Origin of the sequence: Pseudomonas sp. GV105 (assembly GCF_003058185.1) — a bacterium.
GTDB classification, from domain to species: domain Bacteria; phylum Pseudomonadota; class Gammaproteobacteria; order Pseudomonadales; family Pseudomonadaceae; genus Aquipseudomonas; species Aquipseudomonas veronii.
Genome location: NZ_QBUF01000020.1, coordinates 13,354 through 36,390, shown reverse-complemented (window position 1 = coordinate 36,390; position 23,037 = coordinate 13,354). Strand labels below are relative to the sequence as shown.

At 61.4% G+C, this 23,037-nt stretch carries 16 protein-coding genes; 12 read left to right on the top strand and 4 right to left on the bottom strand.

Annotated elements, in window-relative coordinates:
- Window positions 1-77: 77 nt before the first annotated feature.
- Both C8K66_RS28360 and glnA read right to left on the bottom strand, forming a co-directional pair.
- On the bottom strand, window positions 78-614 hold the full coding sequence (locus C8K66_RS28360) for a chorismate mutase (protein WP_017849924.1): 537 nt from the start codon (window positions 612-614) through the stop codon (window positions 78-80).
- 145 nt (window positions 615-759) lie between these two features.
- Window positions 760-2,166, bottom strand: a complete 1,407-nt coding sequence (gene glnA / locus C8K66_RS28355) for a glutamate--ammonia ligase (RefSeq protein WP_017849923.1) — start codon at window positions 2,164-2,166, stop codon at window positions 760-762.
- 334 nt (window positions 2,167-2,500) lie between these two features.
- On the opposite strand from glnA, the gene thiI reads away from it, so the two are divergent.
- The gene (thiI, locus tag C8K66_RS28345; protein WP_046384997.1) at window positions 2,501-3,955 is read left to right on the top strand and encodes a tRNA uracil 4-sulfurtransferase ThiI; all 1,455 of its coding nucleotides are present in this window, start codon (window positions 2,501-2,503) and stop codon (window positions 3,953-3,955) included.
- Between the two features lie 139 nt (window positions 3,956-4,094).
- On the top strand, window positions 4,095-5,915 hold the full coding sequence (gene typA / locus C8K66_RS28340) for a translational GTPase TypA (protein ID WP_017849921.1): 1,821 nt from the start codon (window positions 4,095-4,097) through the stop codon (window positions 5,913-5,915).
- 195 nt (window positions 5,916-6,110) lie between these two features.
- On the opposite strand, the gene C8K66_RS28335 is transcribed toward typA, so the two are convergent.
- Window positions 6,111-6,545: a YkgJ family cysteine cluster protein gene (locus C8K66_RS28335; RefSeq protein WP_017849920.1), complete on the bottom strand. Its 435-nt coding sequence runs from the start codon at window positions 6,543-6,545 to the stop codon at window positions 6,111-6,113.
- 236 nt (window positions 6,546-6,781) lie between these two features.
- Here C8K66_RS28335 and C8K66_RS28330 point away from each other — a divergent pair, with 236 nt between their 5' ends.
- From C8K66_RS28330 to C8K66_RS28305, 6 genes are all read left to right on the top strand, one after another.
- Complete coding sequence (locus tag C8K66_RS28330; protein ID WP_079442664.1) at window positions 6,782-9,232, top strand: glycogen/starch/alpha-glucan phosphorylase; 2,451 nt, start codon at window positions 6,782-6,784, stop codon at window positions 9,230-9,232.
- Between the two features lie 158 nt (window positions 9,233-9,390).
- Window positions 9,391-12,930: a DUF2339 domain-containing protein gene (locus C8K66_RS28325; protein WP_108526626.1), complete on the top strand. Its 3,540-nt coding sequence runs from the start codon at window positions 9,391-9,393 to the stop codon at window positions 12,928-12,930.
- Complete coding sequence (locus C8K66_RS28320; RefSeq protein ID WP_108526637.1) at window positions 12,930-14,282, top strand: DUF3999 domain-containing protein; 1,353 nt, start codon at window positions 12,930-12,932, stop codon at window positions 14,280-14,282. Before C8K66_RS28325 ends, C8K66_RS28320 begins: the two co-directional genes overlap by 1 nt.
- Window positions 14,283-14,391: 109 nt before the next feature.
- Entirely contained in the window at window positions 14,392-15,402 is a 1,011-nt protein-coding gene (locus C8K66_RS28315; protein ID WP_046384995.1) for a class 1 fructose-bisphosphatase, read from the top strand.
- Between the two features lie 185 nt (window positions 15,403-15,587).
- Window positions 15,588-15,842 (top strand): hypothetical protein, encoded by a 255-nt coding sequence (locus C8K66_RS28310; protein WP_017849914.1) that lies wholly within the window; start codon window positions 15,588-15,590, stop codon window positions 15,840-15,842.
- A gap of 30 nt (window positions 15,843-15,872) precedes the next feature.
- Entirely contained in the window at window positions 15,873-16,442 is a 570-nt protein-coding gene (locus C8K66_RS28305; RefSeq protein WP_017849913.1) for a lipocalin family protein, read from the top strand.
- An 84-nt stretch (window positions 16,443-16,526) separates the two neighbouring features.
- Here the strand turns inward: C8K66_RS28305 and C8K66_RS28300 are convergent, their stop codons facing one another.
- On the bottom strand, window positions 16,527-17,891 hold the full coding sequence (locus C8K66_RS28300) for a formimidoylglutamate deiminase (protein WP_017849912.1): 1,365 nt from the start codon (window positions 17,889-17,891) through the stop codon (window positions 16,527-16,529).
- Between the two features lie 108 nt (window positions 17,892-17,999).
- Here C8K66_RS28300 and hutC point away from each other — a divergent pair, with 108 nt between their 5' ends.
- The 4 genes from hutC to C8K66_RS28280 all read left to right on the top strand — a co-directional run bounded on the left by hutC (window position 18,000) and on the right by C8K66_RS28280 (window position 23,021).
- Window positions 18,000-18,749, top strand: a complete 750-nt coding sequence (gene hutC / locus C8K66_RS28295) for a histidine utilization repressor (protein ID WP_017849911.1) — start codon at window positions 18,000-18,002, stop codon at window positions 18,747-18,749.
- The gene (locus C8K66_RS28290; RefSeq protein WP_108526625.1) at window positions 18,746-19,306 is read left to right on the top strand and encodes a HutD family protein; all 561 of its coding nucleotides are present in this window, start codon (window positions 18,746-18,748) and stop codon (window positions 19,304-19,306) included. The genes hutC and C8K66_RS28290 overlap by 4 nt, the downstream gene beginning before the upstream one ends.
- 407 nt (window positions 19,307-19,713) lie before the next feature.
- Window positions 19,714-21,399, top strand: a complete 1,686-nt coding sequence (gene hutU / locus C8K66_RS28285; RefSeq protein WP_057003614.1) for a urocanate hydratase — start codon at window positions 19,714-19,716, stop codon at window positions 21,397-21,399.
- A 149-nt stretch (window positions 21,400-21,548) separates the two neighbouring features.
- Window positions 21,549-23,021, top strand: coding sequence for a cytosine permease (locus tag C8K66_RS28280; RefSeq protein ID WP_108526624.1), 1,473 nt, complete (start codon window positions 21,549-21,551; stop codon window positions 23,019-23,021).
- Window positions 23,022-23,037: the final 16 nt, after the last annotated feature.

Sequence of the window (23,037 nt, the reverse complement as noted above, 5' to 3'; positions counted from 1 at the left end):
AGGAAGCGCGAATTCACACAAATCAAATGTGGGAGGGGGATTGCCTCCTCCCACATTTTTGGATCGGGTTTACCGTTTTAGTTTTTGTAGATACACAGCTCGGCGGTCGCGCGGATCATCGCCAACTGCTGCATCGGCTCATTGAGCGGCTCATGCACGGCTTCGGCCAGCCATTGCGGGCACTGTGGGTCGGTGCGCTGCGGGCTGAAGTCGGCCAATTGCTGCAGCAGGCGTTTTTGCAGTTGGTCCAGTTGCGGGCGAATCTGCTTGACCAGGTCCGGGCGCGGATCGTCGGGGGCCTTGCCCTGGAACTGCCAGTCGGAAAGATGGGCGTACTGCACCAGTTTGTTCGCTTCGATCTGTGCCGAGAAGAACTGCCCGGCGGCGGCAGGGTCCAGCTTGTAGCTCGGGGCCTGGGCGACGACGCTGGCGATCACCTCTTGCTCGCGCTTCTTGTCTTCTACGGGCTTGTGGCTGTCCCACTTGCTCAGGGCGACCTGGTCGGCGATCGCCAGGCGCTCGGCGATGCTGTTGAGTAAAGGTTCGAGGCTGGGCGGCGCAGCGCTCGCACTGGCACTGACGAATAACAGAGCGAACACAAGTCGACGTTTCAATGCTGATCTCCTTGTGGGAGGGGGCAAGCTCCCTCCCACCTTTTTGATTGGGTTTGCAGGTGCGGAGCTGTGTAATCCCCGGGCAAAAAAAGACCTCCCGAAGGAGGTCTTTTTCGATCACGCCACGTTAAGCGACGCTACCGGATCAGCAGCTGTAGTACAGCTCGTATTCCAGTGGGTGTACGAAGGTGCGGACTTTGATTTCTTCTTCGCTTTTCAGCTCGATGTAGGCATCGATGAAGTCGTCGCTGAATACGCCGCCTTTGGTCAGGAACGCACGGCCCTTGTCCAGCTCTTCCAGGGCTTCTTTCAGGCTGCCGCACACTTGTGGGATCTCTTTGGCCTCTTCAGGCGGCAGGTCGTACAAGTTTTTGTCGGCGGCGTCGCCTGGGTGGATCTTGTTCTGGATGCCGTCCAGGCCAGCCATCAGCAGTGCAGCGAAGCCCAGGTACGGGTTGGCTGCCGGGTCCGGGAAGCGGGCTTCGATACGGCGAGCGCGCGGGCTGGACACGTAAGGAATACGGATCGATGCGGAGCGGTTACGAGCCGAGTAGGCCAGCATTACCGGTGCTTCGAAACCTGGGACCAGACGCTTGTAGGAGTTGGTCGACGGGTTGGTGAAGCCGTTCAGGGCTTTACCGTGCTTGATGATACCGCCGATGAAGTACAGGGCGGTGTCGGACAGGCCGGCATAACCTTCGCCAGCGAAGGTGTTCTTGCCATCTTTAGCGATGGACAGGTGAACGTGCATACCCGAACCGTTATCGCCGTACAGAGGCTTAGGCATGAAGGTTGCGGTACGGCCGTAGGCATCAGCCACGTTGTGTACGCAGTACTTCAGGGTCTGGACTTCGTCAGCCTTGGCAACCAGGGTGTTGAACTTCACACCGATTTCGTTCTGGCCGGCAGTCGCCACTTCGTGGTGGTGTACTTCGATGACCAGGCCCATTTCTTCCATGGCGTTGCACATGGAGGTACGGATTTCGTGGTCGTGGTCGAATGGCGGAACTGGGAAGTAGCCACCTTTGATACCTGGACGGTGGCCTTTGTTGCCGCCTTCTACGTCCTGGTCGGACATCCACGAACCTTGTTCGGAGAAAATCTTGAACATGGAACCGGAGATGTCGGACTTGAACTTGACCGAATCAAAGATGAAGAATTCTGGCTCTGGGCCTACGAATACGGTGTCGCCGATACCGGTCGACTTCAGGTATTCCTCGGCACGCTTGGCGATCGCACGTGGGTCGCGGTCGTAGCCTTGCATGGTCGAAGGCTCGATCACGTCGCAGACGATGATCAGGGTTGGGTCTTCGGTGAACGGGTCCAGCACGGCAGTGCTGTCGTCCGGCATCAGGATCATGTCGGAAGCTTCGATGCCTTTCCAACCGGCAATGGAGGAACCGTCGAACATTTTGCCTTCTTCGAAGAACGCGTCATCCAGCGCGTCGCGAGCCGGCATGGTCACGTGGTGCTGAGTGCCTTTTGTGTCCGTGAAGCGCAGATCAATCCACTTAACGTCATGATCTTTGATGAGTTGAACCGACTTCGACATGGTGTCCTCCGGGGTGGCTTCGGGCTGGGTAGTGGAGTTAGCCCTTAGAATGTGGGTGATGCCGGCGCGGATAGTCCGCCATGGCAACCTGCCTCACAAGAGAGCAAATTGCATGCCAGTGCGCCAACATGGCCTTTTTGCGTCAAAATGGCCCCTATAACAGTGCAAACCGCCGAAATGGAATAAATAACGCACTGCAATGTGGCGCACATTTGCATAAATGACCTGTTTTGGTGCGTTGCGCCGTTGATGCATATTAACTGGTTAAACCTTGAGCGATTTCCGCTATAATCCGCGCCCCCCTTTTTCGGCAGGCCCTGCGCGCGCTGTTTCCATGAAATTAATCGTTAAAGTCTTCCCCGAGATCACCATCAAAAGCCGACCGGTACGGATGCGTTTCATCCGTCAGTTGGCCAAGAACATCCGTGCCGTGCTCCGCGATCTGGACCCGGCTGTGGTGGTGAACGGTGTGTGGGACAATCTCGAGCTGGAAACCCGTGTCACCGACGCCAAGGCCTTGAAGGATATGACCGAGCGCCTGAGCTGCATGCCGGGCATCGCGCATTTCCTGCAGGTCGACGAGTACCCGCTGGGCGACTTCGACGACATCACCGAAAAGTGCAAACAGCACTTCGGCAGCGAGCTTGAAGGCAAGATTTTTTCGGTGCGCTGCAAGCGTGCCGGCAAGCACCCGTTCAGCTCCATGGATGTGGAAAAATACGTCGGCAGCAAGCTGCGTCGCGAGTGCGGCGCTGCCGGAATTTCCCTCAAGGCGCCGCAAATTGAAGTGCGGATGGAAATTCGCGACCAACGGTTGTTTGTGATCCACAGCCAGCACAATAGCATTGGTGGCTACCCGCTCGGCGCCCTGGAACAGACCCTGGTCTTGATGTCCGGCGGTTTCGATTCCACGGTGGCGGCCTACCAGATCATGCGCCGCGGCCTGATGAGTCACTTCTGCTTCTTCAACCTGGGCGGGCGTGCCCACGAATTGGGCGTGATGGAAGTCGCGCACTATATCTGGAAGAAGTACGGCAGCTCCCAACGCGTGCTGTTTGTCAGCGTGCCGTTCGAGGAAGTACTGGGCGAAATTCTCGGCAAAGTCGATAACAGTCATATGGGCGTAGTATTGAAGCGTATGATGTTGCGCGCAGCGTCCCGAATTGCCGATCAACTGCAGATCGACGCGCTGGTGACCGGCGAAGCGATTTCCCAGGTATCCAGCCAGACGCTGCCGAACCTGTCGCTCATCGATTGCGTGACCGAGAAGCTGGTGCTGCGCCCGCTGATCGCCAGCCATAAGCAGGACATCATCGACCTGGCAGAACAGATCGGCACCGCTGACTTTGCCAAGCACATGCCTGAATATTGCGGGGTCATTTCGGTGAACCCCAAGACCCACGCCAAGCGCAACCGCGTGGAGTATGAAGAACAACAGTTTGATATGGCGGTTCTGGAGCGTGCGCTCGAGAACGCCAAACTGGTCCCGATCGATCGTGTCATCGACGAGTTGGGCCAGGATGTGCAGATCGAAGAAGTCAGCGAAGCCCTGGCCGGTCAGATCATCATCGACATCCGTCACCCGGATGCCGCTGAAGACGAGCCGCTGGAAATCGCTGGCATCGACGTACAAACGCTGCCGTTCTATGCATTGAACGCGCGTTTCAAGGAACTGGATAACAGCCGTCAGTACCTGCTGTATTGCGACAAAGGCGTGATGAGTCGCCTGCATGCCCACCATTTGCTCAGTGAGGGGCATGCCAATGTGCGCGTTTATCGACCGAGCTAAGAGCCCGGGGCTGTTTGCCTGTGGCCTGCGTCACCGGCCCCCCGACTCTGCCGTCAAGCTGTAACGGCAAGGCCTGACTCTACTGTTAATCGCTGCCACGACCTGTCAGCACACCGAATCCTCTGATCGAGATACACAAGTGATCGAAAATCTACGTAACATCGCCATCATTGCTCACGTTGACCATGGTAAAACCACCCTGGTAGACAAACTCTTGCGTCAATCCGGCACCCTGGAGCGCAACGAGCTCAACGACGAGCGCGTGATGGACTCCAACGACCAGGAAAAAGAGCGCGGTATTACCATCCTGGCTAAAAACACCGCTATCAACTGGAACGGCTACCACATCAACATCGTGGATACCCCGGGCCACGCCGACTTCGGCGGCGAAGTAGAACGCGTAATGTCGATGGTCGACTCCGTTCTGCTGCTGGTTGACGCTCAAGACGGCCCTATGCCGCAAACCCGTTTCGTGACCAAGAAGGCGTTCGAAGCCGGCCTGCGTCCGATCGTGTGCATCAACAAGGTTGACCGTCCAGGCGCGCGTCCGGATTGGGTTCTGGACCAGATCTTCGATCTGTTCGACAACCTGGGTGCTACCGAAGAACAACTGGACTTCCAGGTTATCTACGCTTCGGCCCTGAACGGTATTGCCGGTCTGGATCACACCGCCATGGCGGAAGACATGACCCCGCTGTACCAGGCCATCGTTGACCACGTTCCACCACCGAAGGTTGACCGTGACGGTCCGTTCCAGATGCAAATCTCGGCACTGGACTACAACAGCTTCCTGGGTGTTATCGGTGTTGGCCGTATCGCTCGTGGTAGCGTCAAGCCGAACACTCCGGTTGTCGCTATCGGCGCCGACGGCAAGAAGCGCAACGGTCGTATCCTGAAGCTGATGGGTCACCACGGCCTGCACCGCATCGACGTTGAAGAAGCGTTCGCCGGCGACATCGTGTGCGTCAGCGGTATGGACTCGCTGTTCATCTCCGACACCCTGTGCCAGCCGGACACTGTCGAGGCGATGAAGCCTCTGACCGTCGACGAGCCAACCGTTTCCATGACCTTCCAGGTAAACGACTCGCCTTTCTGCGGTAAAGAAGGCAAGTTCGTGACCTCCCGTAACATCAAGGAACGTCTGGACAAAGAGCTGCTCTACAACGTGGCACTGCGCGTTGAAGAAGGCGACTCGGCTGACAAGTTCAAGGTTTCCGGCCGTGGTGAGCTGCACCTCTCGGTACTGATCGAAACCATGCGTCGCGAAGGCTTCGAAATGGGCGTTGGTCGTCCTGAAGTGATCATCCGTACTGTTGACGGCGTGAAGCAGGAACCGTTCGAAAACGTCACCATCGACACCCCTGAAGAATCCCAGGGCAAGGTCATGGAAGAGATGGGCCTGCGTAAGGGCGACCTGACCAACATGGTGCCGGATGGCAAAGGCCGTGTGCGTCTGGAATACAACATCCCTGCGCGTGGTCTGATCGGTTTCCGTAACCAGTTCCTGACCCTGACCAACGGTGCTGGCATCCTGACCTCGATCTTCGATCGCTACGACACCATGAAGTCCGGCGACATGTCCGGCCGTCAGAACGGTGTTCTGGTTTCGGTTGAAACCGGCAAGGCGCTGACCTACTCCCTGGAAACCCTCCAGGCGCGTGGCAAGCTGTTCGTTGAACACGGTCAAGAGATCTACAACGGTCAGATCGTTGGTCTGAACAGCCGTGACAACGACATGGGCGTCAACCCAACCAAAGGCAAGAAGCTCGACAACATGCGTGCTTCGGGTAAAGACGAAACCATCGCTCTGGTTCCACCTGTTCGCTTCACCCTGGAACAGGCCCTGGAATTCATCCAGGACGACGAGCTGTGCGAAGTCACGCCTAAGTCGATCCGCCTGCGTAAGAAGATCCTGGACGAAGGCGAGCGTACCCGCGCTGCCAAGAAAGCCAAGAACTGAGTTAACTCAGGCTGAATGAAAAACGCCCCCGGTCGAAAGGCCGGGGGCGTTTTTTTATGTCTGCAGGTTTTGTGCTGAAGGTGCCGGCCCTATCGGGGGCAAGCCCCCTCCCACATTTTGAAGGCGTTCACAAATCAAAACTGTGGGAGGGGGCTTGCCCCCGATAGGGCCCTTGAGAGCCCTGCAAAACATGGATCAGAACTTATCGAGCGTCTTGAAATTGGTCTCGCGCACCACTTCCTTGGGCTTGTACGCGCAATACCCCGGCCGCGGGCCGATTTTCGGGTGGTTGCGGCAGGTATCCGGGCGCTTGTCATAAATAGTGCAGAAGCGCGTCTTACGATCCAGGTACAGGCAGTCGTTGTTGCTCATGCGCTGCAGGGTGAAGATCTCGGATTTGCTGTTGTAGCGCTCGACGATGCCTTCCTTCTGCAAACGCTTGGCGATGTTCTTCGGCGGGTCGCCGCGCTCGAATTCATCGACGATGCCAATGCGGATCAAGTCTTTGATCTTCACTTCGACCGGCAGCGTGCAGCAGCTGGACACGCAGCCTCCGCACATGTGGGCGGAATATTTCTGCCAGGTCTCGAGACGGTCGAGTTCCGCGGCGGCGATCAGTTGAGGCTTCATCAGGGTTCCAAGGTGGGGCGGTATCCGGGCGCGCGATCATACCGGGATTGATGGTTTTTTGAACAATATTTTCGGGTTTTCAGCTCGAAGGCGGCTCGAACAGTGATCGGGCACGACCCCTGCATTAAATTCATGCAAAGGTGAATGAGTTAAAAAACTGCCGAACCAGCGCGTCGACCGCCGGTCAGACCGACTAGGCTCTAGCAACTCCTTCAATCTCGCCCGAGGTCACACCGATGTCTCAGGAACCGCTTGCACGAGAAGCAGAGGTAGCCGCATTTCGCGATGCTGTCTTGACCAAACTCACCTACGCGGTGGGCAAAGACCCGGATCACGCCTTCGACCATGACTGGTTCGAAGCCATTGCCCTGGCCGCCCGCGACCAGATGGTCGATCACTGGATGAACCATACGCGGCAAATCTACCGCAAAGGCCAGAAGCGGGTGTATTACCTCTCGCTGGAATTCCTCATCGGCCGCCTGCTCTTCGACAGCCTGAGCAACCTCGGCCTGCTGGAGATCGCTCGCGAAGCGCTCACCGAGTTGGGTGTCGACCTGGAACGCATCCGCCTGCTGGAGCCCGACGCAGCGCTCGGCAACGGCGGTCTGGGACGCCTGGCGGCGTGCTTTATGGAAAGCATGTCGACCCTGGGCATTGCCGGCCATGGTTATGGCATCCGCTATGAGCACGGGCTGTTCCGCCAGGCGATTGTCGATGGCTGGCAGCAGGAGCAGACCGAGCGCTGGCTGGATTTCGGCAACCCGTGGGAGTTCGAACGGGCTGAAGTGATCTACTCGATCGGCTTCGGCGGCAGCGTCGAAACCCTCGCCGATGCCGGCGGCAAGCTGATTCAGGTGTGGTCGCCCAGCGAAACCGTGCGGGCCGTGGCCTACGACACCCCGGTGGTCGGCTGGCGCGGCGCCAGTGTCAACACCCTGCGGCTGTGGCGTGCGCGTGCCGTGGAAGACCTGCACCTGGAGCGCTTCAACGCCGGCGACCATTTGGGCGCCGTCGCCGAAGTGGCCCGCGCCGAAAGCATCTCCCGAGTGCTTTACCCGGCCGACAGCACCGAAGCGGGGCAGGAACTGCGCCTGCGCCAGGAATACTTCTTCGTCTCGGCCTCGCTGCAAGACCTGCTGCGCCGCCACAAGAACATGCACGGCTCGGTGCTGAGCCTGGGCGAACATGCCGCCATTCAGCTCAACGACACGCACCCGTCCATCGCGGTCGCCGAGTTGATGCGGCAACTGGTGGACCTGCACGATATTCCCTGGGAAGCGGCGTGGGACGTCACCGTCGAAACCCTGTCTTACACCAACCACACACTGCTGCCCGAAGCCCTGGAAACCTGGCCGGTCGGCCTGATGGAGCGCATGCTGCCCCGGCACATGCAGATCATCTACCTGATCAACGCGCAGCACATCGACTCGCTGCGCGCCAAGGGCATCCACGATTTCGACGTGCTGCGCGCCGTGTCGCTGATCGAAGAAGACAACGGCCGCCGCGTGCGGATGGGCAACCTGGCGTTCCTCGGCTCCCATAGCGTCAACGGCGTATCCGGCCTGCACACCCAACTGATGCGCAGCACGGTGTTCTCCGAACTGCACAAGCTGTACCCGGAGCGCATCAACAACAAAACCAACGGCATCACCTTCCGCCGCTGGCTGTACCAGGCCAACCCCCAACTCACCGGCATGCTCGTCGACGCGCTGGGCGCGGACATCCTCGACAAGCCCGAACAGCGCCTGATCGAACTCGAACCGTTTGCCGAGAAGCAGGCCTTCCGCAAGGCCTTTGCCGAACAACGCCTGCACAGTAAGCGCGCGCTGGCCGAGATCATCCATGAGCGTCTGGGTATTGCGGTCAACCCGGCGGCGATGTTCGACGTGCAGGTCAAGCGCATCCACGAGTACAAGCGCCAGTTACTCAACCTGCTGCACACCGTGGCGCTGTACCAGGCGATCCGTGCCGAGCCCGAGACCGACTGGGTGCCGCGAGTGAAGATCTTCGCCGGCAAGGCGGCGGCGAGCTATCACCAGGCCAAGCTGATCATCAAGCTGACCAACGACATCGCCCGTACCGTCAATAACGACCCCACCGTGCGCGGCTTGCTCAAGGTGGTGTTCCTGCCCAACTACAACGTCAGCCTGGCGGAAAGCATCATCCCGGCGGCGGACTTGTCGGAGCAGATTTCCACCGCCGGCTTTGAAGCATCGGGCACCAGCAACATGAAATTCGGCCTTAACGGCGCGCTGTCCATCGGCACCATGGACGGCGCCAACGTCGAGATGCACGAGCGCGTGGGCGGCGAGCACATGTTTATCTTCGGCCTCAGCGCCCAGCAGGTGGAGGCCCGCAAGCACGCCGGTGAATTCCACGCCGGGCCGGACATCGCCGCGTCCCATCGTTTGAGCGATGTGTTGCAAGCGATTCGCGGCGGGGTGTTCTCGCCGGACGATCCGGGCCGTTATGTGGGCTTGATCGATGGGCTGATCGAGTACGACCGCTTCCTGGTGTGTGCCGACTTCGATGCCTACTGGGAGGCGCAGACCCGGGTCGACGCGCATTGGCATGATTCCAAGGAATGGTGGCGTTCGGCGGTGCTCAATACCGCGCGGATGGGCTGGTTCTCTTCGGACCGGACGATCCGCGAATACGCCACCGAGATCTGGAAAGCGCTCGACTAAACCCCCCAAAACCAAAATGTGGGAGGGGGCTTGCCCCCGATAGCGGACTGTCAGTTTGCAGATATGTCGACTGGCACACCGCTATCGGGGGCAAGCCCCCTCCCACATTGGTCTCGCGTCGATATACTAGGTCCCGGTTTGCTTAGGGAATATCGACCATGCAATGGATTTTCATGCTGATTGGGCTGGCGCTCGGCTGGACGCTCGATGAGTCGTTCGGCGACGCGGGCATCGGCGCGCTGCTGGGGTTGGGCATTGGCCAGGCGATTCGCCTGTCGATGCTGGCTTCGCGCACGGATGAACAAGGCCGTCAGTTGGAGACCGCGCAGAAAGCGCTCACCGCGCTGGAACAACGCCTGGCGCAACTGGAAAAACCTGCGCCTGAACCCGCGCCGCTCGCACACAGTGTGTTGGTCGAATCCCCCGTTGCCGAATCTGCTCCGCCAGCCGAGGCACCCGAACTTGTCTGGGAGTTGCCCGCCGAACTGGCGCCGACCCCCGTCGCCATTGCCGCCGAACCAAGCCAGGCGTTACCGGCGGATGTGTGGACGCCTGCCGAGAAACCGCCTGCACCTGAACCGGTTATCCCCCGAGGCCCGAACCTGATCGAGCGCGCCATCCGCGGCGCGCGCAATTGGCTGTTCGGCGGCAATACCGTGTTACGCGTCGGTGTGGTGCTGCTGTTCCTCGGCCTGGCCTTTTTGCTGCGTTATGCCACCGAAGGCATGGTGGTGCCGATCGAACTGCGTTATGCCGGGGTTGCCGCCGCCGCCTTGGGCCTGCTGGGCCTGGGCTGGTGGTTGCGGCTGCGCAACAGCAATTACGGCTTGATGCTGCAAGGCACCGGGATTGCGGTGCTGTACCTGACGGTGTTTGCCGCAATGCGCCTGCACCCGTTGATCGACCCGGGCGCGGCGCTGGGCCTGCTGGTGGCGGTCACGCTGTTTTCGGCGATTCTGGCGATCACCCAGGATGCGTTGGGCCTGGCCTGCGCAGCGGCGCTGGGCGGGTTTGCCGCGCCGATCCTGACCTCCACCGGCGCCGGCAGTCATGTGGCGCTGTTCAGCTACTTCGCCCTGCTCAATGCCGGCATCCTCGCCATCGCCTGGTTCAAGGCCTGGCGCCTGCTCAACCTGATCGGCTTTGTCGGCACCTTCGGCATCGGTTTCGCCTGGGGCCTGCGTTCGTATGCGCCGCAGCTGCTGTGGAGCACCGAGCCGTTCCTGATCGTGTTTTTCCTGATGTACCTGGCCATCGGCCTGCTGTTCACCCGGCGCAAATTGCTGGAGATGAACGACGCGCCGGAGGACGACAGCCGGGGCGCGCTGCTGCGCTGGTCGGCGGCCAAGGGCGATTATGTCGACGGCAGCCTGCTGTTCGGTCCGCCGCTGGTGGGCTTTGGCTTGCAGTTCGCACTGGTACAACACCTGGAGTTTGCCGCTGCGTTCAGCGCCCTGGGCCTGGGCATCATCTACATGGGCCTGGCCCGAGTGCTCAGTGGCGGGCGTGCCTTGTTGCTGGCGGAAACCTGTCTGGCCCTGGGCGTGATCTTCGCCAGCCTGGCGATTCCCCTGGGCCTCGACGCGCGCTGGACCGCAGCGGCCTGGGCCGTGGAAGGCGCCGGGATCTTCTGGCTCGGCCTGCGCCAGCAACGGCCGTTGGCGCGGGCGTTCGGCCTGTTGTTGCAACTGGGCTCGGCGCTGGCGTTCCTCAGTGAACTGCGCGTCGGCGCACACACAATGCTGGACGGTGCGCCATTGGGCGCGCTGTTGCTGGGCACCGCGTTGCTGTTCAGCTTCGCGCAGTTGCGCAACGCCTCCACCGAACAGGCGGCGGCTTGGGAGCGCAAGGGCTTGCCGGTGTTGGCCAGCCTCGGGCTGACCTTCGTGTACCTGCTCGCACCGCTGCTGTTGCTGACCCAAGGCACCGCCATCAGTTGGGCGCTCGCCGGCCTGGCGACGCTGTACGTGGGCCTGCGCATCGGTTCACGGACCTTCCTGTTCACCGCGTTCGCCGTGCAACTGCTGGGTGGCGCGTTGTTCCTGTTGCGCCTGCAAGGCGGTGATGGCGCGGCGGTATTCAGCGCGGGTTGGGGCGGTTTGCTGACGGCCTCGCTGATCGGGCTGGCGTTGATCGGCGGCATGCTGCTGGCGGCCCGTGACGACATGGTGCGCAGCGACGCGCGCCTGTTGCGCGGGTTGTCGGTGGTGCTGCTGGCCGGCCTGGTGTTGATCAACCTGGCCGTGCTGTTTGTGCTGCCTTGGGAAAGCGCCAGCGGGGTGTGGGCGGCGAGCGGTCTGCTGATCATCTGGTTGAGCCTGTACCTGCAACAGCGCGTCAGTTTTGTGTTCGGTTTGCTGCTGCAACTGATCGGCGGCGCGTCGTTCCTGCTGGCGGTACCGGAACTGCTCGGGCCGTTGACCAATGAAGGTTTGCGTCCGTTGGCGCACAGCGGCTTCTGGACGCCGATGGTGTTGGGCCTGGCCGCCCTGGTCGGCGCCTGGCGCTTGCAGCGCGAACCTCATGCGCCGGTGTTTGCTGTGCTGAAACTGCAACGCCTGTCCGACCTGTTGCTGGTATGGGGCGCGGCCTGGTGGGCGTTGGCGCTGATCGGCGAAGTGCTGCGGTTTATCCCGCAAGCGTTGCAGGGCGCGTTCCTGCTGGGTATCGCCGCGGCGAGCGTGGCGCTCTGGACGCTGTTCGCGGCGCGCCTGCGCTGGGCCTCGCTGGCGATGCTCTGCACCTTGCTGATGCCGGCGGCGGCAGCGGTGTTGCTGGTGTCTGCCCATAGCTACTATCACCCGGCGGCGCAGTTCGGCTGGCTGGCCTGGCTGGCGGTGTTCGCGGTGCATTTCATCTCGTTGCGGCGCTTGGCGGCGGTGGCTCCGGCCAAAGTACTGAGCATTGCCCATGTGTTGGGTAGCTGGATGTTGATCGGCGTCCTGGCGCTGGAGCTGCGCTACGGCCTGTTGTTGCTGTCGAGCGAATACAACGCCTGGCGCTGGCTGGGCTGGGCGATCCTGCCGAGCCTCTACCTGGTGCTGGCGGCTGCGCCGCGCAGTTGGCCATGGCCGGTGTCGGCCTATGGCAAGGAGTACCGCGTGCTGGCGGCGCTGCCGTTGGCGGTGCTGATGCTCGGCTGGTTCTGGCTGGCCAATACGTTCAGCGACGGTACGGCCAAGCCGTTGCCCTATGTGCCGCTGATCAACCCGCTGGACCTGGGCCTGCTGTTTGCCCTGCTTGGCGTGTATCTGTGGTCGCGCAGTGTGGCGCCGCAGCGCGGGCCGCGTGCCGAATGGATCGCCCAAGGGGTGGCGGGGGCTTCACTGTTTGCGTTCTTCACGGCGCTGGTGATGCGTACCGCCCACCATTGGGGCGGCGTGCCGTTTCACCTGGACGCGTTGCTGGAGTCGATGCTGGTGCAAGCTGGTTTGTCGATCATCTGGACCCTGATTGCCCTCGGCCTGATGATCGGCGGTCACCTGCGCCATCGTCGCGAAGTTTGGCTGATCGGCGCGGCGTTGATTGCCGTGGTGGTGGCCAAGTTGTTTTTTGTCGAGCTGAGCAACCGTGGCGGCCTGGCGCGGATCGTGTCGTTCATTGGCGTGGGCGGGTTGTTGCTGGTGGTGGGTTACTTCGCACCGCTGCCGCCCAAGCGCGCCGAACCTGTGTTGGAAACTGAAGGAGCATCCTCTTGATCGGTAAGTTGAGCGTGGCGGTAGTGGGCGTGTGTGCGACATTGTCGGTATGGGCCCAGGAAGCGCCCGCCGACTTCTCCGCCCAGGTGCCGCTGAGTGTCAGCGGCAACGGCCCATGGTATCGCCTCGAATTGCCGCTGGCCGTGCAACTGAGTGCGCGCCAGGCCGACCTCAGCGACCTGCGCGTATTCAACGCCGCCGGTGAGCCCCAGGCCTACGCGCTGTCGCGCCAATCTGCGCAACACACCGAGAACCGTAACGTTGCCGATGTGAAGTGGTTCCCGCTGTACGCCGCCGACACCCGCGAAACCTTGCCAGCGGTGGTGATGAAGTCCAGCGCCGAAGGCACCTTGCTGGAGGTGCGTCCCTCCACGGCAACCACGACCGGCCAGCAGGTGCTGCGCGGCTGGGTGCTCGACGCCAGTGCGATCAAGGCGCCGTTGCAGCAACTGAGCCTCGACTGGAGCCACGAGCAAGAAGGCTTCCAGCGATTCAGCATCGAAGCCAGCGATGACTTGCAGCACTGGACGCCCTGGGGCGACGGGCAAGTGGCGCGCTTGTCGTTTGCCGACGAGCGCGTCGAGCAGCACGACGTCAACCTGCCGGGGCAAACGGCGCGTTACCTGCGCCTGTTGTGGCAGGGCCAGGCGGCGCCGCTGTTGACCTCGGCCAAATTGGTCAGCGCCACCCGCAGCAGCCTGCCGACGCCATGGGTGTGGTCGCAGCCGCTCTCCGGCACGCGGCTGCAGGCGGGGGAATACACCTGGCAGTTGCCGGCGGGGCTGAACGTCGAGCGCCTGCGCGTGGAATTGACACAACCCAATACGCTGGCGCCCGTGACCTTGTCGGGGCGACGCGACAGCAAGCAAGCCTGGCAGCCGTTGAGCAATGGTTTGCTGTACCGCCTGACCCAGAACGGCCAGGACGTGGTGCAGGATCAATTGCAGTTGCCGGGCCAGGCGGTCGCCGAACTCAAGTTGCAGGTGGATGAGCGCGGCGGCGGCCTGGGCACCGCCGCGCCGACCCTGCGGGTTGCCGTGCGCGCCACTCAGTTGGTGTTCCTGGCGCGGGGCGAGCCGCCGTTCACCCTGGCGCTGGGGAATGCCTCGGCCAAGGCGGCGAACCTGCCGCTGTCGACCCTGATCCCCGACTACAGCGCCGAGCGCCTCAACACCTTGGGGCAGGCCACGGTGGCGGGGGACGTCAGGGTCACGTCGCCAGCGCTCGTGGCCGCTGTCGACACCGAACCGAACTGGAAAAAACTCGGACTCTGGGCCGTATTGCTGCTCGGTGTGGCGGCGCTGGGGGCCATGGCTTACAGTTTGCTGCGCAAGCCTGCAGCAGCACGTTAAATAACGTCCATGAACTCTATTGGGTTTAAATCCTCTGATAGGAGGAAATACGCCCCGACTCGCGTTAAACTGCGCGGGTTTTTAGCCCCCCCATACATCGGAGCCTTCCATGTCCCGCGTTACCCTGAGTCGCTATTTGATCGAGCAGACCCGCAGTAACAACACGCCTGCCGATCTGCGCTTCCTTATCGAAGTGGTGGCGCGTGCTTGCAAGGAAATCAGCCACGCCGTGTCCAAAGGCGCGCTGGGTGGCGTCCTCGGCAGCATGGGCACTGAAAACGTCCAAGGCGAAGTGCAGAAGAAACTCGACGTGATCTCCAACGAGATCCTGCTCGAAGCCAACGAATGGGGCGGTCACCTGGCCGGCATGGCGTCCGAAGAAATGGACAATGCCTACCAGATCCCGGGCAAATACCCGAAAGGCGCCTACCTGCTGGTGTTCGACCCACTGGACGGCTCGTCCAACATCGACATCAACGCCCCGGTCGGCACCATCTTCTCGGTGCTGCGTTGCCCGAACGAACACCTGAGCCAGAACGAAGCCCTGAACGAAAAGGCCTTCCTGCAGCCGGGTACCCAGCAGGTTGCCGCCGGTTATGCGATCTACGGCCCGCAGACCATGCTGGTGCTGACCTTGGGCGACGGCGTCAAAGGCTTCACCCTGGACCGCGAAATGGGCAGCTTCGTGCTGACCCACGAAGACATCTCGATTCCTGCTTCTACCCAGGAATTTGCGATCAACATGTCCAACCAGCGCCACTGGGAAGAACCGGTCAAGCGCTACGTCAGCGAGTTGATGGAAGGCGAAGAAGGCCCGTTGAAGAAAAACTTCAACATGCGCTGGGTCGCGGCGATGGTGGCTGATGTACACCGTATCCTGACCCGCGGTGGCGTGTTCATGTACCCGCGTGACAGCCGCGAGCCGTCCAAGCCGGGCAAGCTGCGCCTGATGTACGAAGCCAACCCGATGTCGTTCCTGGTTGAACAGGCGGGCGGTGTGTCCACCGACGGCCACCAGCGCATCCTCGACATCCAGCCCGAAGGCCTGCACCAGCGCGTGGCGGTGTTCCTGGGTTCGAAGGAAGAAGTCGAGCGCGTGACCGGCTATCACAAGAAGTAAGTGTGGCGAGGGAGCAAGCTCCCTCGGCACGTTCAAGACGTGAAGTCTTGAACGATGAGAAGCCCCGAAACGTTTCAGCGTTTTCGGGGCTTTTTTGTTTTCGTTTGTCGGGAACCAGACACCTGTTTTCCCTTCTAAGCTTCTGGCAGACCCCCAACCTGCCTCGTCCCTCCAGGAGTTATTCCATGTCGTTACGCCGTCTCGCTTTGCTGGCCTTTTGCGTGCTGTTGGCCGCTTGCAGCAAGGTCAATCAGGAAAATTACGCGAAGCTGTCGGCTGGCATGGCCAAGGCCGAGGTGGAGTCGTTGCTGGGTAAGCCGACCGATTGTTCCGGCGCGCTGGGTATGTCCAGCTGCACCTGGGGCGATAAAAACAGCTTTATCAGCGTTCAATATGCCGGTGACAAAGTTCTGATGTTTTCCGGGCAAGGCCTGAAGTAAACCGGGGCGAAAGCCTGCGGGAGAAGAAGAATGATGCGTTTTGTTGTGTTCCTTTGCGCCAGCCTGTTTTTGGCGGGCTGCGCCAGCCATTCTGGCGATGATCTGCAACCCAAGACCGCGGGTAACGTCAACCTCAAGCGTTACCAGGGCACCTGGTACGAATTGGCGCGATTGCCGATGTACTTCCAGCGCAACTGCGCGCAGTCCGAGGCCCGCTACACCTTGTTGCCGGATGGCGATATGTCGGTGTTCAACCGCTGCCTGACCAGCGACTGGAAGTGGGAAGAAGCCAAGGGCACCGCTACGCCGCAAGTGCCGGGCAAGACCGACAAGCTCAGGGTGGAATTCAATAACTGGTTTACCGCGCTGTTGCCGGGCGTCGCCAAGGGCGACTACTGGGTGTTGTATGTCAGCGATGATTACAAGACTGCCCTCGTCGGCAGCCCTAGCCGGCGCTATATGTGGATCTTGTCACGCACGCCGACGGTCAGCGCCGACACCCGCGAAGACCTGCTGAGCAGGGCACGGCAGCAGGGTTATGACACCACGCGTTTGATCTGGCGCACGTCGGACAAGCAGATGGCGAAGACCTCGCAATAACTCTGGATCAGCACAAATCCAATTGTGGGAGGGGGCAAGTCGAATCGTCGCACCGCCCCTCCTACATTTGTTATGGGTTGCCTGCTAACCGAGTAACTCTCTCAAAACCTGGGTAAACGCCCGGCTGCTCTCTTCTTCAGCGGCATGCCGCCCGTCGCGCACCACCCACTTGCCGTTGACCAGCACATCACGCACCTGGCGATCACCACCGGCGAACAGCCAGCGATTGAGAATCCCGTCTTCGGTCGCCGTCGCCAGGTACGGATCGTTTCCGTCCAGCACCAGCCAATCGGCGCGCTTGCCCACTTCCAGCCGCCCAATCGGTTGCCCCAGCGCCTGGGCGCCGCCGTCCAGTGCGGCATCGAACAGCGTGCGGCCGACCATCGGTTGGTCGTGGCGATACAGGCGATTGCGCCGCTGATCGCGCAGGCGTTGGCCGTATTCCAGCCAGCGCAGTTCTTCCACCACGCTCAGCGACACATGGCTGTCGGAACCAATACCCAGGCGCCCGCCTTGAGCGAGGAAATCCACTGCCGGAAAAATCCCGTCGCCCAGGTTGGCTTCGGTGGTCAGGCACAAACCGGCAATCGCGCGGCTGTTGGCCATGCGCGTCACTTCCTCGGGGTCGGCATGGGTGGCGTGTACCAGGCACCAGCGCTCATCGACGTCGACGTTGTCATACAGCCATTGCAGCGGGCGTTTGCCGCTCCAGGCCAGGCAGTCGTCGACTTCTTTCTGTTGCTCGGCGATGTGGATATGCACCGGGCAGGCCTTGTCGCTGGCAGCCAGCACGTCTGTGATCTGTTGCGGCGTGACGGCGCGCAGGGAGTGAAAGCACAAGCCCAGTTGCTGCGCCGGCTGTGCGGCGAGGATCGGTTTCAGGCGCGCCTGCAGCTCCAGATAATGTTCGCCGCTGTTGATAAACCGCCGCTGGCCTTCATTGGGTGCCTGGCCGCCAAACCCGGAGTGGCTGTAGAGCACCGGCAGCAATGTCAGGCCAATCCCGCTGCTGGCGGCCGCCTGGCTGATCTGCCGCGACAGTTCCGCGCGGTCGGCATATGGCTGGCCGCTGACGTCGTGGTGGACGTAATGAAATTCCGCGACCGAGGTGTAACCGGCCTTGAGCATCTCGATATACAACTGGCGCGCGATGATCTGCAGTTGCTCCGGATTGATCTTGCCGACCATGCGGTACATCAGCTCGCGCCAGGTCCAGAAGCTGTCGTTCGGGTTGCCGGCCACTTCGGCCAGGCCCGCCATGGCGCGCTGGAATGCATGGGAGTGCAGGTTCGGCATGCCCGCCAACACCGGCCCCCTGAGCCGTTCGGCACCGTCTGCGCTGGCATTGGCCGCGACGTGGGTCAGCAGGCCATCAACACCGACTTCAAGGCGTACATCGTTGGCCCATCCATCAGGCAGCAGTGCGCGTTCGGCAAAGAAAACGGACATGTTCAGGGCACCCCGGTCGTGTGTTTATTTGTATATACATATACAGACGTTTGCCTGCTCGGTAAACTCCGGCAATCTATGCATCTTTTTCCCCTGCAAGGATTCCCCGTGCCGACTCCGCCCGCCAAGTCTTCACTGGCTGCCCACCTGGACGAAAGTCCGGCGCCCTTGTATGCCCGCGTCAAACAAATGATCAGCCAGCAGATCCTCAGCGGCAACTGGCCGCCCCATTACCGCGTGCCGTCGGAGAGTGAACTGGTCAGCCAGCTGGGTTTCAGCCGCATGACCATCAACCGCGCCCTGCGTGAACTCACCGCCGAAGGGCTGCTGGTACGCATGCAAGGCGTCGGCACGTTCGTCGCCGAGCCCAAGAGCCAGTCGGCGCTGTTTGAAGTGCATAACATTGCCGATGAGATCGCCGCCCGCGGCCATCGGCATACCTGCCAGGTCATCACCCTGGGCGAAGAGGCGGCCGGTTCCGAGCGCGCCGTCGCCCTGGAAATGCGTGAAGGCGGGCGGGTATTCCACTCGCTGATCGTTCACTTTGAAAACGATATTCCAGTGCAAATCGAAGACCGCTTCGTCAACGCCCTGGTCGCGCCGGAATACCTGCAGCAGGATTTCACCCAGCAAACCCCCTACGCCTATTTGAACCAGGTCGCACCGTTGACCGAGGGCGAGCATGTGGTCGAAGCGATCCTCGCCGATGCCGCCGAGTGCAAGTTGCTGCAGATCGAACCGAGCGAGCCGTGCCTGTTGATTCGTCGACGCACCTGGTCCGGTCGCCAGCCGGTGACCGCCGCGCGCTTGATCCACCCCGGTTCCCGTCACAGCCTGGAAGGACGCTTTAGTAAATGAGTGCAGTGACCGTCTGGCGCGCCGCCAATTACGTGCGTATGCCGTGGAAAAACGGCGGCGGCAGCACCGAAGAAATCAGCCGCGATGGCGGCCATGGCCTGGAGGGCTTTGGCTGGCGCCTGTCGATTGCCGATATCGGCGAGTCGGGCGGGTTTTCCTCCTTCGCCGGCTATCAACGCGTGATCACGGTGATCAACGGTGCGGGCATGGTCCTGACCGTGGACGGCGAGGAGCAGCGGGGGTTGTTGCCGCTGCAAGCGTTCGCGTTCAAGGGCGACAGCCAGGTGTTGTGTCGCCTGATCAGTGGGCCGATCCGCGATTTCAACCTGATCTATTCACCCCAGCGTTACCATGCGCGGTTGCAGTGGGTCGATGGGATGCAGCGCTTTTTCAGCACCGCGCAGACGGTGCTGGTGTTCAGCGTGGCCGATGAGGTGACGGTGCTCGGCCAGGTGTTGGGTCATCATGATTGCCTGCAGGTGGACGGTAATGCTGGTTTGCTGGATATCTCCATCACTGGCCGTTGCTGCATCATCGAACTGACTGCACGCGGTTAAAAAATGTGGGAGGGGGCTTGCCCCCGATAGCGGTGGACCAGTCAACTTATCTGTAGCTGACCCACTGCAATCGGGGGCAAGCCCCCTCCCACATTTGTTTCTCCACTGTTCTTGCGATCTGTTTCCAGCCTTCCGCACCACTTTGTTACCGAACGCCCCAGCGTGGCGCAATACCACCCTGACGTGGCAAACCGGCCTCGCTGTAAAACCGCCCCCCGAGAAATTTCATCACGCCTCGAAGCCTTAATTTCCAAGGCTCGCGCACGCCTGTGCAAACAATCGCGTCTGCACCCCAGAAAAGTTGGCCGTTCGATTGCATATGCTTGTATGTACAAGTAAAGGTGTGTGCGTAAGAGTCGACTTCGCACGCATCCAGTTCGCGCATCGATCGCTGAGGAGTTCTGGTTGTGACCGATTTTTCTAACGCTAAGCCTACAAAATACCGAGACGTCGAAATCCGCGCCGCTCGCGGTAACACGCTCACCGCCAAAAGCTGGCTGACCGAAGCGCCGCTGCGCATGCTGATGAACAACCTTGACCCGCAAGTGGCCGAAAACCCGAAAGAGCTGGTGGTGTACGGCGGCATCGGCCGTGCGGCGCGTAACTGGGAGTGCTACGACCAGATTGTCGAGAGCCTCACCAACCTGAACGATGACGAAACCCTGCTGGTGCAGTCAGGCAAACCGGTCGGTGTGTTCAAGACCCACCGCAATGCCCCGCGTGTGCTGATCGCCAACTCCAACCTGGTACCGCACTGGGCCAGTTGGGAACACTTCAACGAACTGGATGCCAAGGGCCTGGCCATGTACGGCCAGATGACCGCCGGCAGCTGGATCTACATCGGCAGCCAGGGCATCGTCCAGGGCACCTACGAAACCTTCGTCGAGGCCGGTCGCCAGCATTACGACAGCAACCTCAAAGGCCGTTGGGTACTGACCGCCGGCCTCGGCGGCATGGGCGGCGCGCAGCCGCTGGCCGCGACCCTGGCCGGCGCATGCTCGCTGAACATTGAATGCCAGCAGGTCAGCATCGATTTCCGCCTGAACAGCCGTTATGTCGACGAACAGGCCAGCGACCTTGACGACGCCCTGGCGCGCATCGCCAAGTACACCCAGGAAGGCAAAGCGATCTCCATCGCCCTGCTGGGCAACGCCGCCGAAATCCTGCCGGAACTGGTCAAGCGCGGCGTGCGCCCGGACATGGTCACCGACCAGACCAGCGCCCACGACCCTCTCAACGGCTACCTGCCGGCCGGCTGGACCTGGGACGAATACCGCGCCCGCGCCAAGACCGAACCGGCGGCCGTGATCAAGGCCGCCAAGCAGTCGATGGCCGTTCACGTCAAAGCGATGTTGGACTTTCAGAAACAAGGCATCCCGACCTTCGACTACGGCAACAACATCCGTCAGATGGCGCAAGAAGAGGGCGTGGAAAACGCGTTCGACTTCCCAGGCTTCGTACCGGCCTACATCCGCCCGCTGTTCTGCCGTGGCATCGGCCCGTTCCGCTGGGCCGCGCTGTCGGGCGACCCGCAAGACATCTACAAGACCGACGCCAAAGTCAAAGAGCTGATCCCCGACGACGCGCACCTGCACAACTGGCTGGACATGGCCCGCGAACGCATCAGCTTCCAGGGTCTGCCGGCGCGTATCTGCTGGGTCGGCCTGGGCCAACGCGCCAAGCTGGGCCTGGCGTTCAACGAAATGGTGCGCAGCGGCGAGCTGTCCGCGCCGGTGGTGATCGGCCGCGACCACCTCGACTCCGGCTCGGTGGCCAGCCCCAACCGCGAAACCGAATCCATGCAGGACGGCTCCGACGCCGTGTCCGACTGGCCGCTGCTCAACGCCTTGCTCAACACCGCCAGCGGCGCGACCTGGGTCTCGCTGCACCACGGCGGCGGTGTGGGCATGGGCTTCTCGCAGCACTCGGGGATGGTGATCGTCTGCGACGGCACCGACGAAGCGGCCGAGCGGATTGCCCGTGTGCTGCACAACGACCCGGCCACCGGGGTGATGCGTCATGCCGATGCGGGTTACCAGATCGCGATCGATTGCGCCAAAGAGCAGGGCTTGAACCTGCCGATGATCAAGTAACGACTGGCTCGGTTTCTGTGGGAGCTGGCTTGCCTGCGATTGCATCACCGCGGTCTACCCGAAAGACCGCGTCGCCCGCATCGCAGGCAAGCCAGCTCCCACAGAAGAGCAATCAGTACCCAAAACAATCCATCAGAGGTTGAACACACATGGCTGCAAATGACGCGCGTGCAAGCACCACCCCGTTGATCGAAAGGCGTTCGATCGACTACATCCCGGAAGCGGAAAGACACGGACGTCTGTTTAGCCAGTTCACTCTATGGATGGGCGCCAACCTGCAAATCACTGCGATCGTCACCGGGGCCCTGGCCGTGGTGCTGGGCGGTGATGTGTTCTGGTCGTTGATCGGCCTGTTGATCGGCCAACTGCTCGGCGGCAGCGTCATGGCGTTGCACGCGGCGCAAGGGCCCAAGCTTGGTCTGCCGCAGATGATCTCCAGCCGGGTGCAGTTCGGGGTTTATGGCGCGGCCATCCCGATCGTGCTGGTGTGTTTGATGTATCTGGGGTTCACCGCCACCGGCACCGTGCTTTCCGGTCAGGCGCTGGGCCAGTTGTTCGGCGTCAGCGACAGCGTCGGTATCCTTGTCTTTGCCAGTGTCATCGTGCTGGTCACGGTGCTCGGCTACCGCGTGATCCACTTCATCGGCCGGGTCGCCAGCGTCATTGGTGTGATTGCCTTTGTCTACCTGTTCAGCCGTCTGATGAGCCAGGCCGACATTGGCGCGCTGCTGCAAATCCGTCACTTCAGTTGGAGCAGCTTCCTGCTCGCGGTGTCGCTCGCAGCCTCCTGGCAAATCGCCTTCGGCCCTTACGTGGCGGACTATTCGCGCTACCTGCCGAGCCAGACGTCCTCGCTGAAAACCTTCCTGGCCGCCGGCGCGGGGTCGGTGATCGGCGCACAGGTGGCGATGGTCCTCGGTGTGTTTGCCGCCGCCCTGTCCAACGGGCAATTCGCCGGTCACGAAGTGGCCTACATCGTCGGTTTGGGCGGTACGGGGGCCACCGCCGCGCTGCTGTATTTCAGCATCGCGTTCGGCAAGGTCACCATCTCCACGCTGAACTCCTACGGCAGCTTCATGTGCATTGCCACCATCATCAGCGGCTTCCGGGGGCGCCTGCAGGTCACGCGCTTGCAGCGTCTGGTTTTTGTGCTGGCCATCGTCGGTACGGCGACTCTGATCGCGTTGCTCGGCCAGCACTCGTTCCTCGGTGCGTTCAAGTCTTTCATCCTGTTCCTGCTGGCGTTCTTTACGCCCTGGAGCGCGATCAACCTGGTGGACTACTACTGCATCACCCGCGAGCGTTATGACGTGACGGCGCTGGCCGATCCGGACGGGCGTTATGGGCGTTGGAACCTGCTCGGTATCAGCGTCTATGTGTTCGGTGTGCTGGTGCAATTGCCGTTCATCTCCACCAAGTTCTACACCGGTCCGCTGGTGGCCGCCCTGGGTGATGTGGATATTTCCTGGATCATCGGTCTGATAATTCCCGCAGTTCTCTATTACGTGTGTGCGAAAAAATGGCACAGCGCCGTGCCCGATCAACTGATTCTGCCGGTCGAGCAGGACAGCGTTGTACCTGCCCCAGCCAGCGGCGCCAGTCGCTCTGCGGCGCGGGCCTGATTGGACGTGGACCGGG

What these genes read in the sequence shown, in the direction of transcription:
- C8K66_RS28280 (WP_108526624.1), top strand. Translation starts at nt 21,549, where the DNA reads ATGGCTGCAAATGACGCGCGTGCAAGCACCACCCCGTTGATCGAAAGG.
- C8K66_RS28310 (WP_017849914.1), top strand. Translation starts at nt 15,588, where the DNA reads ATGTCGTTACGCCGTCTCGCTTTGCTGGCCTTTTGCGTGCTGTTGGCC.
- C8K66_RS28335 (WP_017849920.1), bottom strand. Translation starts at nt 6,545, where the DNA reads ATGAAGCCTCAACTGATCGCCGCCGCGGAACTCGACCGTCTCGAGACC.
- C8K66_RS28300 (WP_017849912.1), bottom strand. Translation starts at nt 17,891, where the DNA reads ATGTCCGTTTTCTTTGCCGAACGCGCACTGCTGCCTGATGGATGGGCC.
- C8K66_RS28290 (WP_108526625.1), top strand. Translation starts at nt 18,746, where the DNA reads ATGAGTGCAGTGACCGTCTGGCGCGCCGCCAATTACGTGCGTATGCCG.
- C8K66_RS28325 (WP_108526626.1), top strand. Translation starts at nt 9,391, where the DNA reads ATGCAATGGATTTTCATGCTGATTGGGCTGGCGCTCGGCTGGACGCTC.
- C8K66_RS28305 (WP_017849913.1), top strand. Translation starts at nt 15,873, where the DNA reads ATGATGCGTTTTGTTGTGTTCCTTTGCGCCAGCCTGTTTTTGGCGGGC.
- glnA (WP_017849923.1), bottom strand. Translation starts at nt 2,166, where the DNA reads ATGTCGAAGTCGGTTCAACTCATCAAAGATCATGACGTTAAGTGGATT.
- C8K66_RS28315 (WP_046384995.1), top strand. Translation starts at nt 14,392, where the DNA reads ATGTCCCGCGTTACCCTGAGTCGCTATTTGATCGAGCAGACCCGCAGT.
- C8K66_RS28330 (WP_079442664.1), top strand. Translation starts at nt 6,782, where the DNA reads ATGTCTCAGGAACCGCTTGCACGAGAAGCAGAGGTAGCCGCATTTCGC.
- thiI (WP_046384997.1), top strand. Translation starts at nt 2,501, where the DNA reads ATGAAATTAATCGTTAAAGTCTTCCCCGAGATCACCATCAAAAGCCGA.